We start from the raw sequence: 16,675 nt of genomic DNA, 5'->3' as shown, positions 1-16,675 counted from the left end.
TCGCGCGATGGCCGAGCCGGTCGCCTGGGGCGCCGACGGCGTGCCGCACAGCGTGCGTTTCGGCGACATCTATCACTCCGAAAGCGGTGCCGTGGCCCAAGCCCGGCATGTGTTCCTGGACGGCTGCGGCCTGCCCGAGGCCTGGGCCGGCCAGTCGCAATGGCGGATTCTCGAAACCGGCTTCGGGCTCGGCCTTTCCTTTCTGACAAGCTGGCAGGCCTGGCGGGCTGACCCGCAGCGGCCGCGGCTGCTGCATTTCGTCTCGATCGAGGCGTACCCGGTCGCTCGCGAAGACTTGCTGCGGGCCGCGGCGGCACACCCCGAGCTCGCACCGCTGGCCGCCGAACTGGCCGCGCAGTGGTGGGAGCTACTTCCCGGTTTCCATCGTCTGGCGTTCGAGGGCGGCCGGGTTCTGCTCACGCTGTGCATCGGCGATGTGCAGGCCATGCTGCGCGCCCTGCATCGCTTCGAGGCCGACAGCATCTTCCTGGACGGCTTCAGCCCGGAACGCAATCCGCAGATGTGGTCTGCCGAGACGCTCAAGGCCGTCGCCCGCTTTGCCCGGCGCGGCACGCGGCTGGCGACCTGGACCGTGGCGCGGGGGGTGCGCGATGCGCTGGCGCCCTCGGGCTTTCAACTGCGCAAGACCGCGGGCTTGCCGCCCAAGCGCGACTGCTTGCAGGGCGTGTTCGAGCCTTCGTGGCCGCTGCGGCAACGCGTCGTGGATCGGGCGGTGGTCTCCTCGCCCGGCCACTGTGTCGTGGTCGGCGCGGGGCTGGCCGGCGCTGCCGTCGCGGCGAGCCTGGCGCGGCGCGGCTGGCAGGTGCTGGTGCTGGAGGCCGGCGCCCATTCCGCGGCGGGCGCTTCGGGCCTGCCGGCAGGCGTGCTCGCGCCGCATGTCTCGCCCGACGACGCCCTGCTCTCGCGCCTCACGCGCGCGGGCGTGCGGGCCACCTGGCAACAGGCATGCACGCTGCTGGCCGAAGGCACGGACTGGCGCGCCGGCGGCGTGCTCGAGCGCCGCAGCGTCGACACCGCCCGCCTGCCGCTGGGCTGGAGCGCCGAGGGGCCGAACGAGTCTTGGCACGCGTCCGCAGATCAGCTGCGCGAGGCCGGCCTGCCCGCCGATGCGGTCGGGATCTGGCACGCGCGCGGCGGCTGGGTGCGGCCGGCGCGGCTGGTCGAGGCCTGGCTAGATCAGCCCGGCATCCGCGTGCGGATGGCATGCCGCGTCGCACGGATCGACGGCTCTGGCCCCTGGCTGCTGCGAGATGCCGAAGGCGAACTGTTGGCCGAGGCGGATCGCGTGGTGATCGCGGCCGGCCATGAGAGCGCGGCGCTGACACCGGCAATGCCGCTGCAGCCGGTGCGCGGCCAGCTCGCCTGGGGACGCATGGCGGCGGGCATGCGCCTGCCCCCGATGCCCATCAATGGCGACGGCCATCTCATCGCCCACGTGCCCGACCCCGGCGGCCCGCTCTGGCTCACAGGCGCCACCTTCGATCGCGACAACGGCGAGGCGAGTCTTCGCAGCGACGACACCGAATCCAACCGCGAGCGCCTCGCGCGCCTGCATCCGGAGGCGGCACGGCAGCTCGCCCCGCTGTTCGAGCGCGGCGAGCTCGAGGCGTGGGCCGGCGTGCGCTGTGCCTCCAGCGACCGGCGGCCCCTGGTCGGCCCGCGAGACGCGGAGGCGCCGGGCGGCATCTGGCTGTGTACGGCGATGGGCTCGCGCGGGCTCAGCTTTGCAGCGCTGTGCGCCGAACTGCTGGCGGCGCGCTGGCATGGCGAGCCCCTGCCGCTGCCAGCCGCGCAGGCCCGGGCGCTCGACGCGCAGCGCGGGCGTCGAGCGCCTCAGATGTCGGCGAGCGCCAAGTAATCCAGCAGCGTCGAGCCACCCAGCGTGGCGAAAGGCAGCAGCACGGCTTTGACCAGCGGCTGCTGCCAGAAGGGCGCGAAGGCACCCATCTGCAGGTGCTCGATGCGCTCCTTGAGCCGCTGGAGTTGCTCCGGCGTAGCGGCAGCCGCCCGGGTGGGCGTCTGTGCGTTCGCGCGCATCAACGCGTCCTCAACCTGCTCGATCGCGTGCCGGCGCGAGCCCTCGGCCGCCATGCGCAACGCGACCGCGCAACCCAACGCGACGACGGCACCACCGACGGACAGCAGCAGAGTGCTCATGGACAAAGTCCAGTGATCGAACACAGCGCTCCTGGACAGCAGGAACAGCGAAATCACGATGAAGGGGTAGTAGATGAGGCGCGTCACGCAGCGCGTGCGCAGTGCGATGAATTGCAGGTCGATCCAGCCGTCCAAGTGCGTTCGCGGGATGCCCGTGCGCCAACGGAAAAGATTCAACGTGGGTTCCGGCCAGCTGACCGTCTGGCCGCGCAGGCCACGCACGAATCCTACGCAGAAGGCGGTCGCATCGACCACGAAGAAGATGAGGAAGCAGATCGCGATGAGCACCGGGCCGCGCAGCGCGTCATGCACCGCAAGCGACAGGTCGCCGCGCTGCGGCACGAAGCGTTCTTCGCCAACAGACTGCACCACCAGCCAGATCAGGAACAGAGAGATGGCCGTATAGGTGGCGGTGCGCAACACCCTGGCAGCGAGACGGTCCTGCACCACATAGCGCTTCCAGAAATCCAGTGCCTCGATCGGCAAGCCCGGTGCGGCGTGGCTTGTGCGCGTGCGGGGCGGCACGAAACGCATGGAGAAGACCTGGGCGATCTTTCGCCACAGGGGCATCTTCGCCTCGGCCTTGCGCTGCTCTGCAATCAACTCCTGGCGCGCGGGGCTCAGCTCGAATTCGCTCGTGATCTCATCGAAGTTGTCGGTCAACGCCGCCCAGCCCCGGCACAGCAGGTACATGCACAGCAGCAGCGTTATCAACCGTATCGCTTCCGTGGGCCAAAGGCTGATGCCTTCGAGAAACAGCAGCGGCTTGCCATCGCGAGTGAGCTGTTCGGCGAGGAGCTGCCAGTGGGCCGCGAAGGCCAGCAAGACCAGCAGGAGCAGCAGGAAGACGGCCGCGACGGCGGCGCCGCGCGCGAGCACGGCTTTCCCACTGGGCACGGGACCGAGGCCGCGCGCGGGCGCGCCTTCGACACGACGTCTGAACGGAAAGGCGCGCGCCCACAGCGCAAGGGCGAGCGTGCAGGCGATCAAGCTCGCGGCGGCCCAGTTCATCGCCGGATAGCGCGGCGACGCGGGCGGATGGATGTTGTCGCATCGGATCCACTCCCGCGGCTTGCACCGGGTGCCCTCGCTGGCGGCCGCGTCGTTGTCTGCCTGACCGTGAAAGCCGAAGGCCGTCGTCCGGCCAATCTCGAAGATCCGCGAAGGTACGAGCCAGTTCGAGATCGTCACCTGCGTCAAGGGCTCCGACGGGCGCCGCGCATCATCGAGCGCGATGCGGGTGGAGAGAAAGGTGGAGGTCTGGTAGCCGTCGCGAAACGGCGGCGTTCCCATCTGCACCCGGTCGGCCAGCGTGAAGCCGAAGCTGGAGGCGACAACGACGTTGCGTGTCCAGGCCTGCTCACGCGGATGCAGAAAGCGCGCATCCAGGTCGGTCGTGAAAAAGATGGCGCTGGGAAACTCCGGCCGCAGCGCCTGCAGCACCAGCAGCTTGTCGTGCACATCGCTGCCCAGCACGCCGATCGCACGCAGGCCCTTGCCGTCGGCACTCGTGCGACGCAGTCGGCGGTCCTGCTCGCGCATCTGGACGGCGAGCCGCCGCAGGTAGTCGAACTGGCTTTGCCCTTCGGCGCGCTCGATGAAGGTGCCGTCCTTGCGATGCACCGCCTCCTTCTCGACCTGCGTCGGCTTCCGGCCGTCCTCGGGCGCCGAGGCGCCTCCATCGCTGCGAGGCATCTGTCCGTCGAGTCCGCGCACATAGTGGAAGCGCTCCACGCAGAAGCCCGCCTCATGGCGGGTCGGCCTGAACTCGCGCCGCAAGCTGCGGCCGTATAAGGTGTCCCATTCGGCGACCACGGCGATGTGGCTGTGTGGCGAAGTTTTTTCCTTGCTCGGTTTCTTGCTCTCCTTCTTCCTCTCCTCACCCGCGGCTCGGGGGCAGGCGTCGCTGTAGTCCTCACCGTCGTGAAGGGCTCTTGCGTCGAGGCCACGCAAGCCGAGCTCCTTGACCAGGTCGTCGGCGAGCCGAGCATCGTTGCCGATGGTTCGCACCAGTGCCACGCCCCTTCTCGAAAAGAACTCGGAGAGGCTCAGGATGCTGCCGTCCGGCACCACGCCACGCAAAAGGACGCGGTCGGGCACGGTCGCGTACGGCGAGTAGAAGCGCATCGGCCAGACCAGGGCTTCGCTCCTGAAAGTCCGAGCTGCCACCTCGTCGATCATGGCCTTGAGTCCGTCAGAACCGTTCGGCCCAAGGATCCGCCAGCTCACGCCCGCCTGAGGAAAGAGCCGGGCCAAGTCCGTGATGCGCCGCAATGGCTCGCTGCCGAAGGCCTCGCTCTGCAGCCAGACCACGAGCACGTGGGCGTCGAGGCCGTCGGGCCGCTGGCGGGCGTCCAGCGCAGGCTCGAACCATTCGTAAGGAATCGGTTCCATGGATGCCGCCGGAGGTTCCGGAGGGGACGGCCCGAAAAAGTAGCCCAGATGCTCGGTGTCCACGGGCGAAAACCTGCTCGCATTCAGGCCCGCGAGCACGGCGTAGCGCGCACGCCGCCGGCTTTCCACATTTTCCGAATACGGCCCGCCGGGCAGCATGACAGCCAGTATTTCCACGGGTCGGCGTGAACGGATCTCCTCCATCAGCTTCGCTGTGCGGCGCGCATCATCGCCCCGGGCTCTTGCCGCATCATTCTTCCGCGCTTCCGCCCTGCCCCTGCTGACGGCGCCAAAGGGATCCTGCCAAAGGCGCGCATCGATGTCCTGCATGGCGTGATGCAGCTCGAGGCGTGGGTCGGTAGCTGGCATGCGCATGGTTTCCAGTGGCACCTCGCGCACGAACAGCACCCCGACCGCCACGAGCAGTACCGCGATGACGCCGTTGCCTGTCGCGCCTCCGAATCCGGACTTGGAGTCCTTGTCCATGCGGCCCCCTTCACAGTCCAGTCTAGGAAGGTGCGCTGCCGCGACAATGTGCCTTTCGGCACAGCAGCGTCCTCCGAACGGAAGAGACCTCCTCAATCGAGGCTAGACAAATCCGCCATGACCATCCGCTACGACATCACCCACACCACGGTCTACCGCTACAAGGCGCCGGTGCGCTTCGGCCTGCACCGCGTGATGTTCAGGCCGCGCGACAGCCATGACCTGCGCGTGCTCGCCACCGACCTGCAGATCAGCCCCGAGGCGCACGTGCGCATGATCCAGGACCCCTACTCCAACTCGATCGCGCTGGTGCAGCCGATGGGCGAGGCGACCGAGCTGCGCATCGTGTGCTCCTTCACCATCGAACATGTGCCGGCGCCGCCGGACCTGCTCACGCTGGAGCCGGCCGCCGAGTACCTGCCCTTCGCCTACTCGGTGCAGGAGCGGCTGGACCTGGAACACTACCTGCGCCCGCACCACGACGACCCGGAAGGCACGCTGATCCGCTGGGCCCACCAGTTTCTGCACGTCGACAAGCCCAACGGGACGCTCGAGGTCCTGACCCGCATGAACGCCCACATAGGCCACAGCCTGAAGTACACGTCACGCGACGAGGAAGGCACGCAGACGCCGCTGGAGACGCTGGCGCTGGGCAGCGGCAGCTGCCGCGACTACGCGCTGCTGATGATGGAGGCGGCGCGCCGGCTCGGCGTGGCGACGCGCTTCGTCTCGGGCTATCTCTACGACTCGGCGCTCGATGGCGACACAGCCGCGCCGGGCGAGACGATCACCGGCGCGGGCGCCACGCACGCCTGGCTGCACGCCTACCTGCCCGGCGCCGGCTGGGTGGCCTTCGATCCCACCAACAACCTGTTGATGGGCAGCGGCCTGCTCATCCGCGTGGGCGTGGCGCGCGATCCGTCGCTGGCGGCGCCCATCAGCGGGAGCTGGTTCGGCAAGCCCGAGGCCTACGAGGGCCTGGAGGCGACGGTGCAGGTGCGGCGCAGCGCCGGATGAGGACGGCCGGCGCTCTTCTTCCGAGCCGGATGGGGGTTTGGCAGGAGGCTGTCATGACACTGTATTTTTATACAGCTAAGATGCCCTGCCTTCCCGAGAAAAAATCCAAGGCACCCCGGCATGCACACCTCCATCCCCCGCCTGTGCACCGGCGCGGGCCCGGCATCTTTTCCTGATTCCCCCTCCCCCGCCACGGCGCGGGCCGCCGCTGCCCGCGCCGGCCCGCGATCTGCGCAGCCAGGCGGCGCGGGTGATCGCCGTCACCGTCCGGCACTGGTGGCCCTGAAGAAGGCTTGAGCGCGTCTCAGGGCTCCAGCCCCTCGCGCGCAGCCGCCACCACGTCCTGCGTGAGCCGCTCCAGCATCGGGATCTTCAGCCGCACGTGGTGCCAGTACAGCGGCACCTGCAGGTCGGCGCCGCGAACCAGCTCGACCAGGCTGCCGTCGCGCAGGTGCGGCTCCACCAGCGTCGCGGGGTTCATGCCCCAGCCCACGCCGGCCACGCTCGCGGCCACGAAGGCCTGGGTCGAGGGGAGCCAGTGCCGCGGCACCTCCACCGCCTCGCCGCACACGGCCTGCAGCCACTGGGCCTGCAGCTTGTCCTTGCGGCTGAAGGCCAGGCTCGGCGCCTCGGCCAGGGCCTTCGCCGTCACGCCGCGCGCGAAGTACTTCTTCTTGAAATCAGGGCTCGCCGTCGCGCGATAGCGCATGCGGCCCAGCGGCACGCTCCGGCAGCCCTGGCCGGGCTTGGGGCTGGCGGTCACGGCGGCGAGCACGGCTCCGGTGCGCAGCCATTCGGCCGTGTGCGTCTCGTCGTCGATGCTCAGGTCCACCAGGGCCGGCTCGCGCGCGCCGAAGGCCGCGATGGCGGGCATGAGCCAGGTTCCCAGGCTGTCGGCGTTGACGGCGACGCGCAGGGTCACGCGCTGATCGCCCGCATCGAGCGCGCCGAGAGCCGGCAGGGCGCTGTGCAACTCGCGCTCGAGCATGCCGACCTGCTCCACGTGGCGGCACAGCCAGGCGCCCGCCTCGGTCGCGACGCAAGGCGTGCCGCGCACGATGAGCGCGAGGCCCAGCCGGTCCTCCAACTGCTTGACGCGCTGCGACACCGCCGAGGGCGTGACATGCAGGGCGCGCGCGGCGCGCTCGAAGCTGCCCTCGCGCACAACCTGCGCGACGGCCGAGAGGGAAAGGTAGTCGAGCAATGAAGTATTCCTAATGCAGCCGCAGATAAGTTAACTGGACTGATTTTGCAGCAGCGCCAATGATCGGCGCATGGATCGCTTCTTCCTTCCCTCCTTCACCACCGGATTCGCCCTGAGCCTGGGCCTGATCGTCGCCATCGGCGCGCAGAACGCCTTCGTGCTGCGCCAGGGCCTGCGGCGCGAGCACGTGCTGCCGGTGGTCCTGTTCTGCGCGGTGGCCGATGCGCTCCTGGTCGCGGTCGGCGTGCTCGGGATGGGCCGGGTGCTCGACAGCCTGCCGGCGCTGGCCCCCCTGCTGACCCTCGGCGGCGCCCTGTTCCTCCTCGCCCATGCGGCCCTGGCCTGGCGGCGCGCGCTGAACCCCGGCGCGCTGCATGCGGCGCGGGCCGGCGGCGGCGCCAGTCCGCTCCCGCGCGTGATGGCGCAAACGGCAGCCTTCACCCTGCTCAACCCGCATGTGTATGTCGACACCGTGCTGCTGGTCGGCGCCGTCGGCGCGCAGCAGCCCGGCGCCGGCAAGGCCGCCTTCATCGCCGGCAGCGCGCTGGCCAGCGCGGGCTGGTTCGTGACGCTGGGCATCGGCGCCCGCCTGCTGGCGCCGCTTTTCGCGCAGCCGGCCGCCTGGCGCTGGCTCGATGCCTTCGTGGGCTCCGTGATGCTGCTGCTGGGCGGGCTGCTGGCGGGCCAGGGGCTGTCTGCGCTGCTGCTGCGCTGAGGCGCGCGCCTGCGCCAGGCGAGCTTCGAGCTCGGCCACCAGGGCACGCGCCTCGCCGCCCTCGGGGACCCGCTCAGCGGCAAGCCGCAAGGCCAGTACTTTTGGGGTCCCATGAATGGGGTACGTCTAAGCCCAACGGGTGATGTGCGGGCGCGACGTTCGTTGTCAGATGTCATGACGGCGCAGCAATGCCGCGGCCCACTCGACCCAATTCCTTTGAGGTGACCCCCATGTACCAAGGCGAACGCTTCAACGGCTACAGCCACCTGCTCGGCCTGATGCTGGCCACGGCCGGCTCCGCCCTGCTGCTGACGAAGACGATGCCCGGCAACGACCCGGCCAAGACCGCGAGCGCCCTGGCGTTCGGGCTGTCGATGGTGGCGCTGTACGGGGCCTCCACCCTCTTCCACAGCACGCGCGGCCGCACGAAGCTGTTCTGGCAGCGGGTGGACCATTGCGCGATCTACCTGCTGATCGCCGGCAGCTACACGCCCTTCGCCCTGGTCACACTGCAGGGCGCCTGGGGCTGGGCGCTATTGGCCGCGGCCTGGGGCACGGCCCTGTTCGGCATCGTGCGCGAGATGCGGCCGGGCGAGCCGCCGGCGCCTTCGCTGGCGCTCTACCTGGGCATGGGCTGGCTGGGCGTGCTGGCGGCGGTGCCGCTGGTCGAGCGGCTCGACGGTGCCGGGCTGGCCTGGCTGCTGGTCGGCGCCCTGTGGTACTCGGCGGGCACGGTGTTCTATCGCAACCCGCTGGGCTGGCGGCATGCGCACGGCACCTGGCACCTGTTCGTGCTGGCGGGCACGGCGAGCCACTACGTGACGGTGGCGCACTTCGTCCTTTAGGCGCCCCTAGACTTGGGGCGACGTGCCTGCCCCCTCCTCTTCCCGCGCTCGCCGCATCGTCGTCCGCCTGGCATGGATCGCCGTGCTGGCGGCACTGCTCTCGCTGGGCTGGGCCCTGCACAGCGGCTCGATCCGGATTCCCGAACCTTTCAACCCGTGGGCACCGCTCGACGTGGCGGCCGAGCCCAACCTGCTGACCGGCTTCAAGCTCCGCCACGCGCGCCGCGACCCGGCACGCTGCCTGGCTGCCCTGGCCGGCACCGGCCTGGCGTACGAGACGGTCCCCGATCGCAGCACCGGGCCCGGCTGCGGCTTCCAGAATGCGGTGCGCCTGCGCAGCGGCCGGAGCATGTCGCTGTCTTCGCCGACGGTGCTGAGCTGCGGGGCCGCGCTGTCCTTCGCGATGTGGGAGCGCCACGCGCTGCAGCCGGCGGCAGTGCTGCGCCTCGGCATGCCCGTCGTGACGCTGGAGCACCTGGGCAGCTATGCCTGTCGCGATATCAACACCGGCGAAGGCCAGGCTCGAACGAGCGGCCGCCGCAGCCGCCACGCGACCGCGGACGCGCTCGACGTCGCGGGCTTCGTGCGCGAGGACCGGCGGCGCATCACCGTGCGGCGCGATTGGGAGGACGGCGACGCCGAGGCGCTCTTCCTGCGCGATGCGCACGCCGGCGCCTGCCGCTTCTTCGACGGCGTGCTCGGCCCCGACTACAACGCCGTGCACGCGGATCACTTCCACCTCGAGGTCGGCGGCTGGGGCCTGTGCCGCTGAGCCGCGGCGGCGGCCTTCGCTAACATGCAGCGCCGTCCTCGAAATAACGCATGAAGCCCCAGAACTTCTCCTTCCACCACCCCATCGCCTTCTGGCTCGGCTGCATCGCCATCATCGGCGGCGTGCTGGCCCACGTGCCGATGTTCATGATGGGCCGCCACACCGGCTACCAGATGGTGGGGATGGAGATGGACGCCACCATGCTCGCCGGCATGGCCATGATTCCGCTGGGCGTGCTGCTGGCCATGTACGGCCTGATGCCGCGCATCGCGCAGATGAAGAAGAGCCTGCACGGCGACCGCCACCTGCAGTTCCATGTGGCCGACGGAGTGCCGCTCAACGGCGAGCACTGGAAGCTGGTGATCGTGCTGGTGATCGCCCTCGCGGTGGACGTGCTCAAGCCCGCCACGCTGGGTTTCGTGATGCCCGGCATGACGAAGGAATACGAAATCAGCAAGCAGACCGCCGGCGTGCTGGCGCTGGTGGCGCTCACCGGCACCACCGTGGGCTCGGTGCTCTGGGGCCGGATGGCCGATGTGTTCGGGCGCCGCGCGGCGATCCTGCTGTCGGCATTGATGTTCATCGGCACCGCGATCTGCGGCGCGATGCCCGCCTTCGGCTGGAACCTCGCCATGTGCTTTTTGATGGGCGCCTCGGCCGGCGGGCTGCTGCCCATCACCTTCACGCTGATGGCCGAGACCGTGCCGGCCGCACACCGCGGCTGGCTGCTGGTGGCGTTGGGCGGCGTCGGCACCTCGGCCGGCTACCTGCTGGCGGCCGGATCGGCGGCGTTGCTGGTGCCGGAATTCAGCTGGCGCGCGCTCTGGCTGCTGGGCCTGCCGACCGGGCTCCTGATCGTCTTCCTGGGCCGCTACATTCCCGAATCGCCGCGCTTCCTCGCCAACGCGGGGCTCGACGACGAGGCACGCGCGGTGCTCGCGCGCTTCGCCGGCACCGAAGCCGCGAGCGCCAGGCAGCCCGGCGCCGCCGCCGTGGTGGCCGAGGAGGAACCGCCGGCCGGTGGCATCCGCCAACTGCTGCGCGGCAGCCACGCGCGCATCACCTGGGGCCTGATGGTCTGCGGCGTGGCCTGGGGCCTGGTGAACTTCGGCTTCCTGCTGTGGCTGCCGACCAACCTGGGCAGCATGGGCATGGACGCCACCGCCGCCAGCGCGCTGCTGGCGCGATCGGCCCTGCTGGCCCTGCCGGGCATCGCGATCGTCATCTGGCTTTACCACCGCTGGAGCAGCATCAAGGCGCTGGTGCTGTTCATCGCGCTCACGGCCGCGACGCTGCTGCTCTTCTTCGCCCTGGGGCTGGCGCGGGTGCAGTCCAGCCTCGCGATGGTGCTGACCACCGCGTTGTTGCTGGTGAGCTCCAGCGGGGTGATCGCGATGCTGATCCCCTACGCCGCGGAGATCTACCCGGTCCACCTGCGCGGCACTGGCTCCGGCGTGGTGGCGGCCGGCTCCAAGTTCGGCGGCATCCTGGGCGCGGGCTTCGGCGTGCTGGGCGTGTTCGGCCATTTCGCCGTCTCGGCCCTGCTGATCGCGGTGCCGATGGCGGTGGCGGCGGTGATGCTGGTGCGCAGCGGGATCGAGACGCGCGGACGCGGGCTGGAGGACATCCAGGACGCGCTCGGTGCAAGCCACGGCAGCGCTTCCTAGAATCAGTTGGTGTTCGAGGCGCGACCCGCGCGCCGCGGGCGGCTGCACCGCCTTCGGCCTTATCCCGAATAAGCATTCCATCGCCCCGCAACCCGCATGAATGCTTGTGAATATGCTTATCCGCATAAAGCGCGAACCAAAAAATAGTTTGTTTCCATAAGGCGCGCTTCTAAAGTCCCGGCTCACGTTGACAGGGCCGTGGACGCACGCCTTCCAGCAGCAGAAAAACACGATGTACCAATACACAGATTTCGATCGCCAGTTCGTGCACCAGCGCGCGGCGCAATTTCGCGACCAGCTCGAACGCTGGCAAACCGGCAAGCTCGCCGAAGACGAATTCCGGCCGCTGCGCCTGCAGAACGGCTGGTACGTGCAGCGCTACGCGCCGATGCTGCGCGTGGCGGTGCCCTACGGCGAACTCTCGAGCGCCCAACTGCGGGTGCTGGCGCGCATCGCGCGCGAATACGACGAGCCCGAGGCCGAGGTCTACAAGACCGCGCAGAAAACCCAAGGCCTGCTCGGCACGCACAAGCTGCCCACGCACTACGGCCACTTCACCACGCGCCAGAACGTGCAGTACAACTGGATTCCGCTGTCCAAGTCGGCCGACGTGATGGACCTGCTGGCCTCGGTCGACATGCACGGCATCCAGACCAGCGGCAACTGCATCCGCAACATCACCAGCGACGAGCGCGCTGGCATCGCGGTCGACGAGGCCGCCGATCCGCGCCCCTTTGCCGAGATCATGCGGCAGTGGAGCACGCTGCATCCGGAGTTCGCCTTCCTGCCGCGCAAGTTCAAGATCGCGATCACCGGCGCCGCCGAGGACCGTGCCGCCACCGGCTGGCACGACGTCGGCCTGAAGCTGCTGAAGAACGAGGCCGGCGAGCTGGGCTTCCGCGTGCAGGTGGGCGGCGGCATGGGCCGCACGCCCATCATCGGCACCTTGCTGCGCGAGTTCCTGCCCTGGAACCAGATCATGAATTACCTCGAGGCCGTGGTGCGGGTCTACAACCGCTACGGCCGGCGCGACAACATGTACAAGGCGCGTATCAAGATCCTGGTGAAGGCCGAGGGCCAGCGCTACATCGACGACGTCGAGGCCGAATACAAGCAGATCCTCGAGCACGACGGCGCGCCGCACACCATCCCGCAGGACGAGTTCGACCGCGTGGCGGCCTCCTTCGTGCCGCCCCAGCTCGCGACCCGCGTGTTCCAGAGCGCCGAGCAGACCGATTCAGAGTTGCGCGCGCAGGCCGCCGACGACGTGATGTTCGCGCGCTGGCTGCAGCGCAACGTGGCGCCGCACAAGAACCCGGCGCTGCGCGCGGTCACGCTGTCCTTCAAGCGCATCGGGCAGGCGCCCGGCGACGCCTCGGCCGACCAGCTCGACACGGCGGCCCGGCTGGCCGACCGCTTCTCGGCCGGCGAGGCCCGTGTCACGCACGACCAGAACCTGCTCCTGCCCTGGGTGCATGCCGAGGACCTGCACGCGCTGTGGCTCGCCGCCCGCGAGGCCGGCTTCGCCAGCGCCAACGTGCACCTCCTGACCGACATGATCGCCTGCCCCGGCGGCGACTTCTGCGCGCTGGCCAATGCGCGCTCGATCCCGATCGCCGAGGCGATCACCGAGCGCTACCAGGACCTGGACGAGCTCGACGACCTGGGCGAGATCGACCTGCACATCAGCGGTTGCATCAATTCTTGCGGCCACCACCACAGCGGCCACATCGGCATCCTCGGCGTCGACAAGGACGGCAAGGAGTGGTACCAGGTCACGCTGGGCGGCTCCGACGGCTCGGCGTTGTCGGGCGCGGCGCAGCCGGGCAAGGTGGTCGGCCCCTCTTTCTCGGCGGCCGAGGTGCCCGAGGTCATCGAGGCGGTGCTCAACACCTACCGCGACACCCGGCAAGCCGGCGAGACCTTCATCGACGCGCTGCGCCGCGTGGGCATCGAGCCCTTCAAGGCTGCGGCCAACGGTGCGCGCTTCAAGGTGGAGGAGGCGGCATGAACAAGACGCTTCGCATCCTATCGGCTGAAGAGCATGTCGACGACGGCGAGCCGAACGTGCTGCAGCTCGCCAACGACGCCGACCCGCTGGCGATTGAGGTCTGCCTCGACGACGTGGACCGCATCGACCTGGACTTCCCGAAATTCACCGATGGCCGCGCCTACAGCCAGGCCTTCCTGCTGCGCCGCCGCCTGGGCTTCAAGGGCGACATCCGTGCCACCGGCGACGTGCTGATCGACCAGCTGGTGCAGATGCAGCGCACCGGCTTCTCCAGCGCGGTGCTGAAGGAAGGTGTGGACGCCTCGGCTGCCCAGCGCCAGTTCGACCGCTTCGCCACCTACTACCAGGGCGATGCGGTGCAGTCCACGCCGCACTTCGCCTCGGCGGCATCCAAGGCCGCATGAGAACCTTTGACATGAGCATCGATCTTCCACGCATCAACTCCGAACTCGGCCACAACGCGGAGGGCCTGGTGGACTGGGCGATCGGTCTGGGCCAGCCCGCAATCGTCACCACGAACTTTCGCCCGTTCGAGGCCGTGATCCTGCACATGGTGACGCGCGCAAAGGCTGATGTTCCCGTGGTCTGGATGGACAACGGCTACAACACCGAGGCCACCTACCGGTTTGCCGACGAGGTGACGAAGCTGCTCGGTCTGGATCTGCATATCTATCTGCCGCGCCGCTCGCGCGCGCATCGCGAAGCGGTGGAGGGCCCGACGCCGGCGCTCGACGATCCGCGCCATGCCGCTTTCACGGAAGAAGTGAAGCTGGAGCCCTTTGCCCGAGCGCTGCGCGAGACGGCACCGAAGGTCTGGTTCACCGCGCTTCGGGCCACCGACACAGCCGTGCGCGCGCAAATGGATGCGGTCAGCGTCAATCCGGATGGCCTGATCAAGGTTGCCCCGCTGCTGCACTGGTCGTCCAAGGATCTGTATGCCTACTGCGAAGCGCATGGCCTGCCCAACAACTTCGACTACGTGGACCCGACCAAAGGCGAAGAGAACCGCGAGTGCGGATTGCATCTCGCGCATTGAGCCCCGACGTTTCACTGATTCTCCGCACTGAGCACCGCACCCGATGAACGCCAGAACCGAACCCGACCTGCTGCTGCAAACCGCGCACGCGCCGACCCGCCTGTCCAACACGCAGCTCGATGCACTGGAGGAAGAGGCCATCTTCATCCTGCGCGAGGTCGCTGCCTCCTTCGAGCGCCCGACCCTGCTGTTCTCGGGCGGCAAGGACTCGCTGGTGCTGCTGAAGTGCGCCGAGAAGGCTTTTGGCGCCGGCCGCCTGCCTTACCCGCTGCTGATGATCGACACCGGCCACAACTTCCCAGAAGTGACGGCCTTCCGCGACCACCGCGCGCAGGAACTGGGCGCCGAGCTGATCGTGCGCAGCGTCGAGGATTCGATGGCGCGCGGCACCGTGCGCCTGGCGCATCCGGGCGAGTCGCGCAACGTGCACCAGTCGGTGACCTTGCTCGAAGCGATCGAGGAATTCCGCTTCGACGCGCTGATCGGCGGCGCGCGCCGCGACGAGGAGAAGGCCCGCGCGAAGGAGCGCATCTTCTCGCACCGCGATGCCTTCGGCCAATGGCAGCCCAAGGACCAGCGCCCCGAGCTCTGGACCCTGTTCAACACCCGCCTGGCGCCCGGCGAGCATTTCCGCGTGTTCCCGATCTCGAACTGGACCGAGCTGGACGTCTGGCAGTACATCGAGCGCGAGAAGATCGCCCTGCCCTCGATCTACTACACCCACAAGCGCGAGGTGATCGAGCGCCGCGGCTTGCTGGTGCCGGTGACCGAGCTCACGCCGCCGCGCGACGGCGAGCAGATCGAGTTGCGCGACGTGCGCTTCCGCACCGTGGGCGACATCACCTGCACTTGCCCGGTCGAAAGCCTGGCGGCCGATGCCGCCGACGTGGTGATCGAAACGCTGGCCGCCGAGGTCAGCGAGCGCGGCGCCACGCGCATGGACGACAAGACTTCCGAGGCTTCGATGGAGAAGCGCAAGAAAGACGGCTACTTCTGATGATGACTGCGACGACCACCACTTCCTCCGCGGCCGAGGCCATCCATGGCGACACGGGCACGGCCCTGCGCTTCATCACCTGCGGCAGCGTCGACGACGGCAAGAGCACGCTGATCGGCCGCCTGCTGGTCGACAGCAAGACGGTGCTGCAGGACCAGCTGGCCGGCGTGCAGCGCGGCGGCGAGACCGATCTGGCGCTGCTGACCGACGGGCTCTCGGCCGAGCGCGAGCAGGGCATCACCATCGACGTCGCCTACCGCTACTTCTCCACGGCGCGGCGCAAGTTCATCATCGGCGACGCGCCGGGCCATGAGCAGTACACGCGCAACATGGTCACCGCCGCCTCCAGCGCCGACGCTGCCGTGGTGCTGGTCGACGCGACCAAGCTGGCCTGGGCCGCCGAAGTGGGGGACGGCGAGGTGGTCAAGCGCGAGCTGCTGCCGCAGACGCGCCGTCATACGCTTCTGTGCCACCTGCTGCGCGTGCAGTCCATCGTCTTCGCCGTCAACAAGCTCGATGCCATTGCCGATGCAGAGCTCGCCTTCGAGCGCATCTCGGAAGCACTCGCGAGCTTCGCAGAGGCCGCGGGCGTGAATGTCACGGCCACCGTGCCGATCTCGGCGCTGAAGGGCTGGAACGTAGCCTCGCGCCATGGCGACTGGTGCGGCTACGAGGGCCCGAGCCTGATCGAGCTGCTCGAGGACCTGCCCGTCACCCAGCAGGACGAAGCCGTGCCCTTCGCCTTCCCGGTGCAGTGGGTCGAGAAGTTCTCCGGCTCGGCCGACACCTCCAAGGGCCGCCGCGTGTTCTGGGGCCGCGTGGCCAGCGGCCACGTGGAGCCGGGCCAGCGCGTCGCCGTGCTGCCGGGCAACCAAGTCGCGACCGTGGCGCAGGTGCTGAGCCACACGCGCCAGCCCAAGACCGTGCATGCGGGCCACAGCGCCGGCATCGTGCTCGACCGCGAGCTCGACGTCTCGCGCGGCGACTGGCTGCTGGCGCCCGAGGCCTTCGAGCCGGTGCGCGAGATCACCGCCACCATCGCCTGGCTGGACGACGAGCCGCTGACCGCGGGCCGCGTCTACTGGGCGCTGCAGGGCCATCGCTGGGTCAAGGCCAAGGTGGCGCGCATCATCGACCGCGTCAACATCACGACGCTGGACTCCGAGCCCGCGGACCGGCTGGAGCCCAACTCGATCGGCGACGTGGTGCTCTCGCTGCAGCAGCCGCTCGCAGTGCTGCCTTTCGCGCAATCGCGCGCGCTGGGTTCGCTGGTGCTGGTCGACACCGCATCCCACCGCACCTCGGCGGCCGTGCTCGTGCAGCCCGCGCCGGCAAAGGCCTAAAATTCCTGGT

Annotated in this window: 13 protein-coding genes; 11 read left to right on the top strand and 2 right to left on the bottom strand. The window is 69.2% G+C overall.

From position 1 onward, the window contains the following. The first annotated feature begins 7 nt into the window (after positions 1-7). Entirely contained in the window at positions 8-1,879 is a 1,872-nt protein-coding gene (gene mnmC / locus GXN78_RS26725; RefSeq protein ID WP_106558388.1) for an FAD-dependent 5-carboxymethylaminomethyl-2-thiouridine(34) oxidoreductase MnmC, read from the top strand. Here the strand turns inward: mnmC and GXN78_RS26720 are convergent. After that, positions 1,855-5,154, bottom strand: coding sequence for a hypothetical protein (locus GXN78_RS26720; protein ID WP_164255783.1), 3,300 nt, complete (start codon positions 5,152-5,154; stop codon positions 1,855-1,857). The two genes, mnmC and GXN78_RS26720, sit on opposite strands and share 25 nt — an antisense overlap. Positions 5,155-5,175: 21 nt before the next feature. Between GXN78_RS26720 and GXN78_RS26715 the strand changes: the two genes are divergently transcribed. Next, entirely contained in the window at positions 5,176-6,075 is a 900-nt protein-coding gene (locus tag GXN78_RS26715) for a transglutaminase family protein (RefSeq protein ID WP_106558386.1), read from the top strand. A gap of 304 nt (positions 6,076-6,379) precedes the next feature. On the opposite strand, the gene GXN78_RS26710 is transcribed toward GXN78_RS26715, so the two are convergent. Beyond that, positions 6,380-7,279 carry a LysR family transcriptional regulator ArgP gene (locus GXN78_RS26710; protein ID WP_106558385.1) on the bottom strand — a complete coding sequence of 300 codons (900 nt, stop codon included), beginning with the start codon at positions 7,277-7,279 and terminating at the stop codon, positions 6,380-6,382. A gap of 70 nt (positions 7,280-7,349) precedes the next feature. Between GXN78_RS26710 and GXN78_RS26705 the strand changes: the two genes are divergently transcribed. From GXN78_RS26705 to GXN78_RS26665, 9 genes are all read left to right on the top strand, one after another. Beyond that, the gene (locus tag GXN78_RS26705) at positions 7,350-7,994 is read left to right on the top strand and encodes a LysE family transporter (protein ID WP_106558384.1); all 645 of its coding nucleotides are present in this window, start codon (positions 7,350-7,352) and stop codon (positions 7,992-7,994) included. Between the two features lie 230 nt (positions 7,995-8,224). Continuing rightward, positions 8,225-8,839 (top strand): hemolysin III family protein, encoded by a 615-nt coding sequence (locus tag GXN78_RS26700; protein ID WP_106558383.1) that lies wholly within the window; start codon positions 8,225-8,227, stop codon positions 8,837-8,839. Positions 8,840-8,861: 22 nt separating this feature from the next. Then, complete coding sequence (locus GXN78_RS26695) at positions 8,862-9,611, top strand: extensin family protein (RefSeq protein ID WP_239142938.1); 750 nt, start codon at positions 8,862-8,864, stop codon at positions 9,609-9,611. A 50-nt stretch (positions 9,612-9,661) separates the two neighbouring features. Then, a complete protein-coding gene (locus tag GXN78_RS26690) occupies positions 9,662-11,278 on the top strand; it encodes an MFS transporter (RefSeq protein ID WP_106558382.1) in 1,617 nt (538 codons plus the stop codon). Between the two features lie 232 nt (positions 11,279-11,510). Further along, positions 11,511-13,289 carry a nitrite/sulfite reductase gene (locus GXN78_RS26685; protein ID WP_106558381.1) on the top strand — a complete coding sequence of 593 codons (1,779 nt, stop codon included), beginning with the start codon at positions 11,511-11,513 and terminating at the stop codon, positions 13,287-13,289. After that, the gene (locus tag GXN78_RS26680) at positions 13,286-13,693 is read left to right on the top strand and encodes a DUF934 domain-containing protein (RefSeq protein ID WP_106558380.1); all 408 of its coding nucleotides are present in this window, start codon (positions 13,286-13,288) and stop codon (positions 13,691-13,693) included. Before GXN78_RS26685 ends, GXN78_RS26680 begins: the two co-directional genes overlap by 4 nt. 11 nt (positions 13,694-13,704) lie before the next feature. Then, the gene (locus GXN78_RS26675; protein WP_106558379.1) at positions 13,705-14,325 is read left to right on the top strand and encodes a phosphoadenosine phosphosulfate reductase family protein; all 621 of its coding nucleotides are present in this window, start codon (positions 13,705-13,707) and stop codon (positions 14,323-14,325) included. 43 nt (positions 14,326-14,368) lie between these two features. Beyond that, a complete protein-coding gene (gene cysD, locus GXN78_RS26670) occupies positions 14,369-15,322 on the top strand; it encodes a sulfate adenylyltransferase subunit CysD (RefSeq protein WP_106558378.1) in 954 nt (317 codons plus the stop codon). 2 nt (positions 15,323-15,324) lie between these two features. Continuing rightward, a complete protein-coding gene (locus tag GXN78_RS26665) occupies positions 15,325-16,665 on the top strand; it encodes a GTP-binding protein (RefSeq protein ID WP_106558398.1) in 1,341 nt (446 codons plus the stop codon). The last annotated feature ends 10 nt before the right edge of the window (positions 16,666-16,675 follow it).

Origin of the sequence: Variovorax sp. WS11 (assembly GCF_010499245.1) — a bacterium.
Classification (GTDB): Bacteria; Pseudomonadota; Gammaproteobacteria; order Burkholderiales; family Burkholderiaceae_C; genus Variovorax.
This window is presented reverse-complemented; position numbering and strand designations above follow the sequence as displayed.

What these genes read in the sequence shown, in the direction of transcription:
- mnmC (WP_106558388.1), top strand. Translation starts at nt 8, where the DNA reads ATGGCCGAGCCGGTCGCCTGGGGCGCCGACGGCGTGCCGCACAGCGTG.
- GXN78_RS26715 (WP_106558386.1), top strand. Translation starts at nt 5,176, where the DNA reads ATGACCATCCGCTACGACATCACCCACACCACGGTCTACCGCTACAAG.
- GXN78_RS26705 (WP_106558384.1), top strand. Translation starts at nt 7,350, where the DNA reads ATGGATCGCTTCTTCCTTCCCTCCTTCACCACCGGATTCGCCCTGAGC.
- GXN78_RS26700 (WP_106558383.1), top strand. Translation starts at nt 8,225, where the DNA reads ATGTACCAAGGCGAACGCTTCAACGGCTACAGCCACCTGCTCGGCCTG.
- GXN78_RS26690 (WP_106558382.1), top strand. Translation starts at nt 9,662, where the DNA reads ATGAAGCCCCAGAACTTCTCCTTCCACCACCCCATCGCCTTCTGGCTC.
- GXN78_RS26685 (WP_106558381.1), top strand. Translation starts at nt 11,511, where the DNA reads ATGTACCAATACACAGATTTCGATCGCCAGTTCGTGCACCAGCGCGCG.
- GXN78_RS26680 (WP_106558380.1), top strand. Translation starts at nt 13,286, where the DNA reads ATGAACAAGACGCTTCGCATCCTATCGGCTGAAGAGCATGTCGACGAC.
- GXN78_RS26675 (WP_106558379.1), top strand. Translation starts at nt 13,705, where the DNA reads ATGAGCATCGATCTTCCACGCATCAACTCCGAACTCGGCCACAACGCG.
- cysD (WP_106558378.1), top strand. Translation starts at nt 14,369, where the DNA reads ATGAACGCCAGAACCGAACCCGACCTGCTGCTGCAAACCGCGCACGCG.
- GXN78_RS26665 (WP_106558398.1), top strand. Translation starts at nt 15,325, where the DNA reads ATGACTGCGACGACCACCACTTCCTCCGCGGCCGAGGCCATCCATGGC.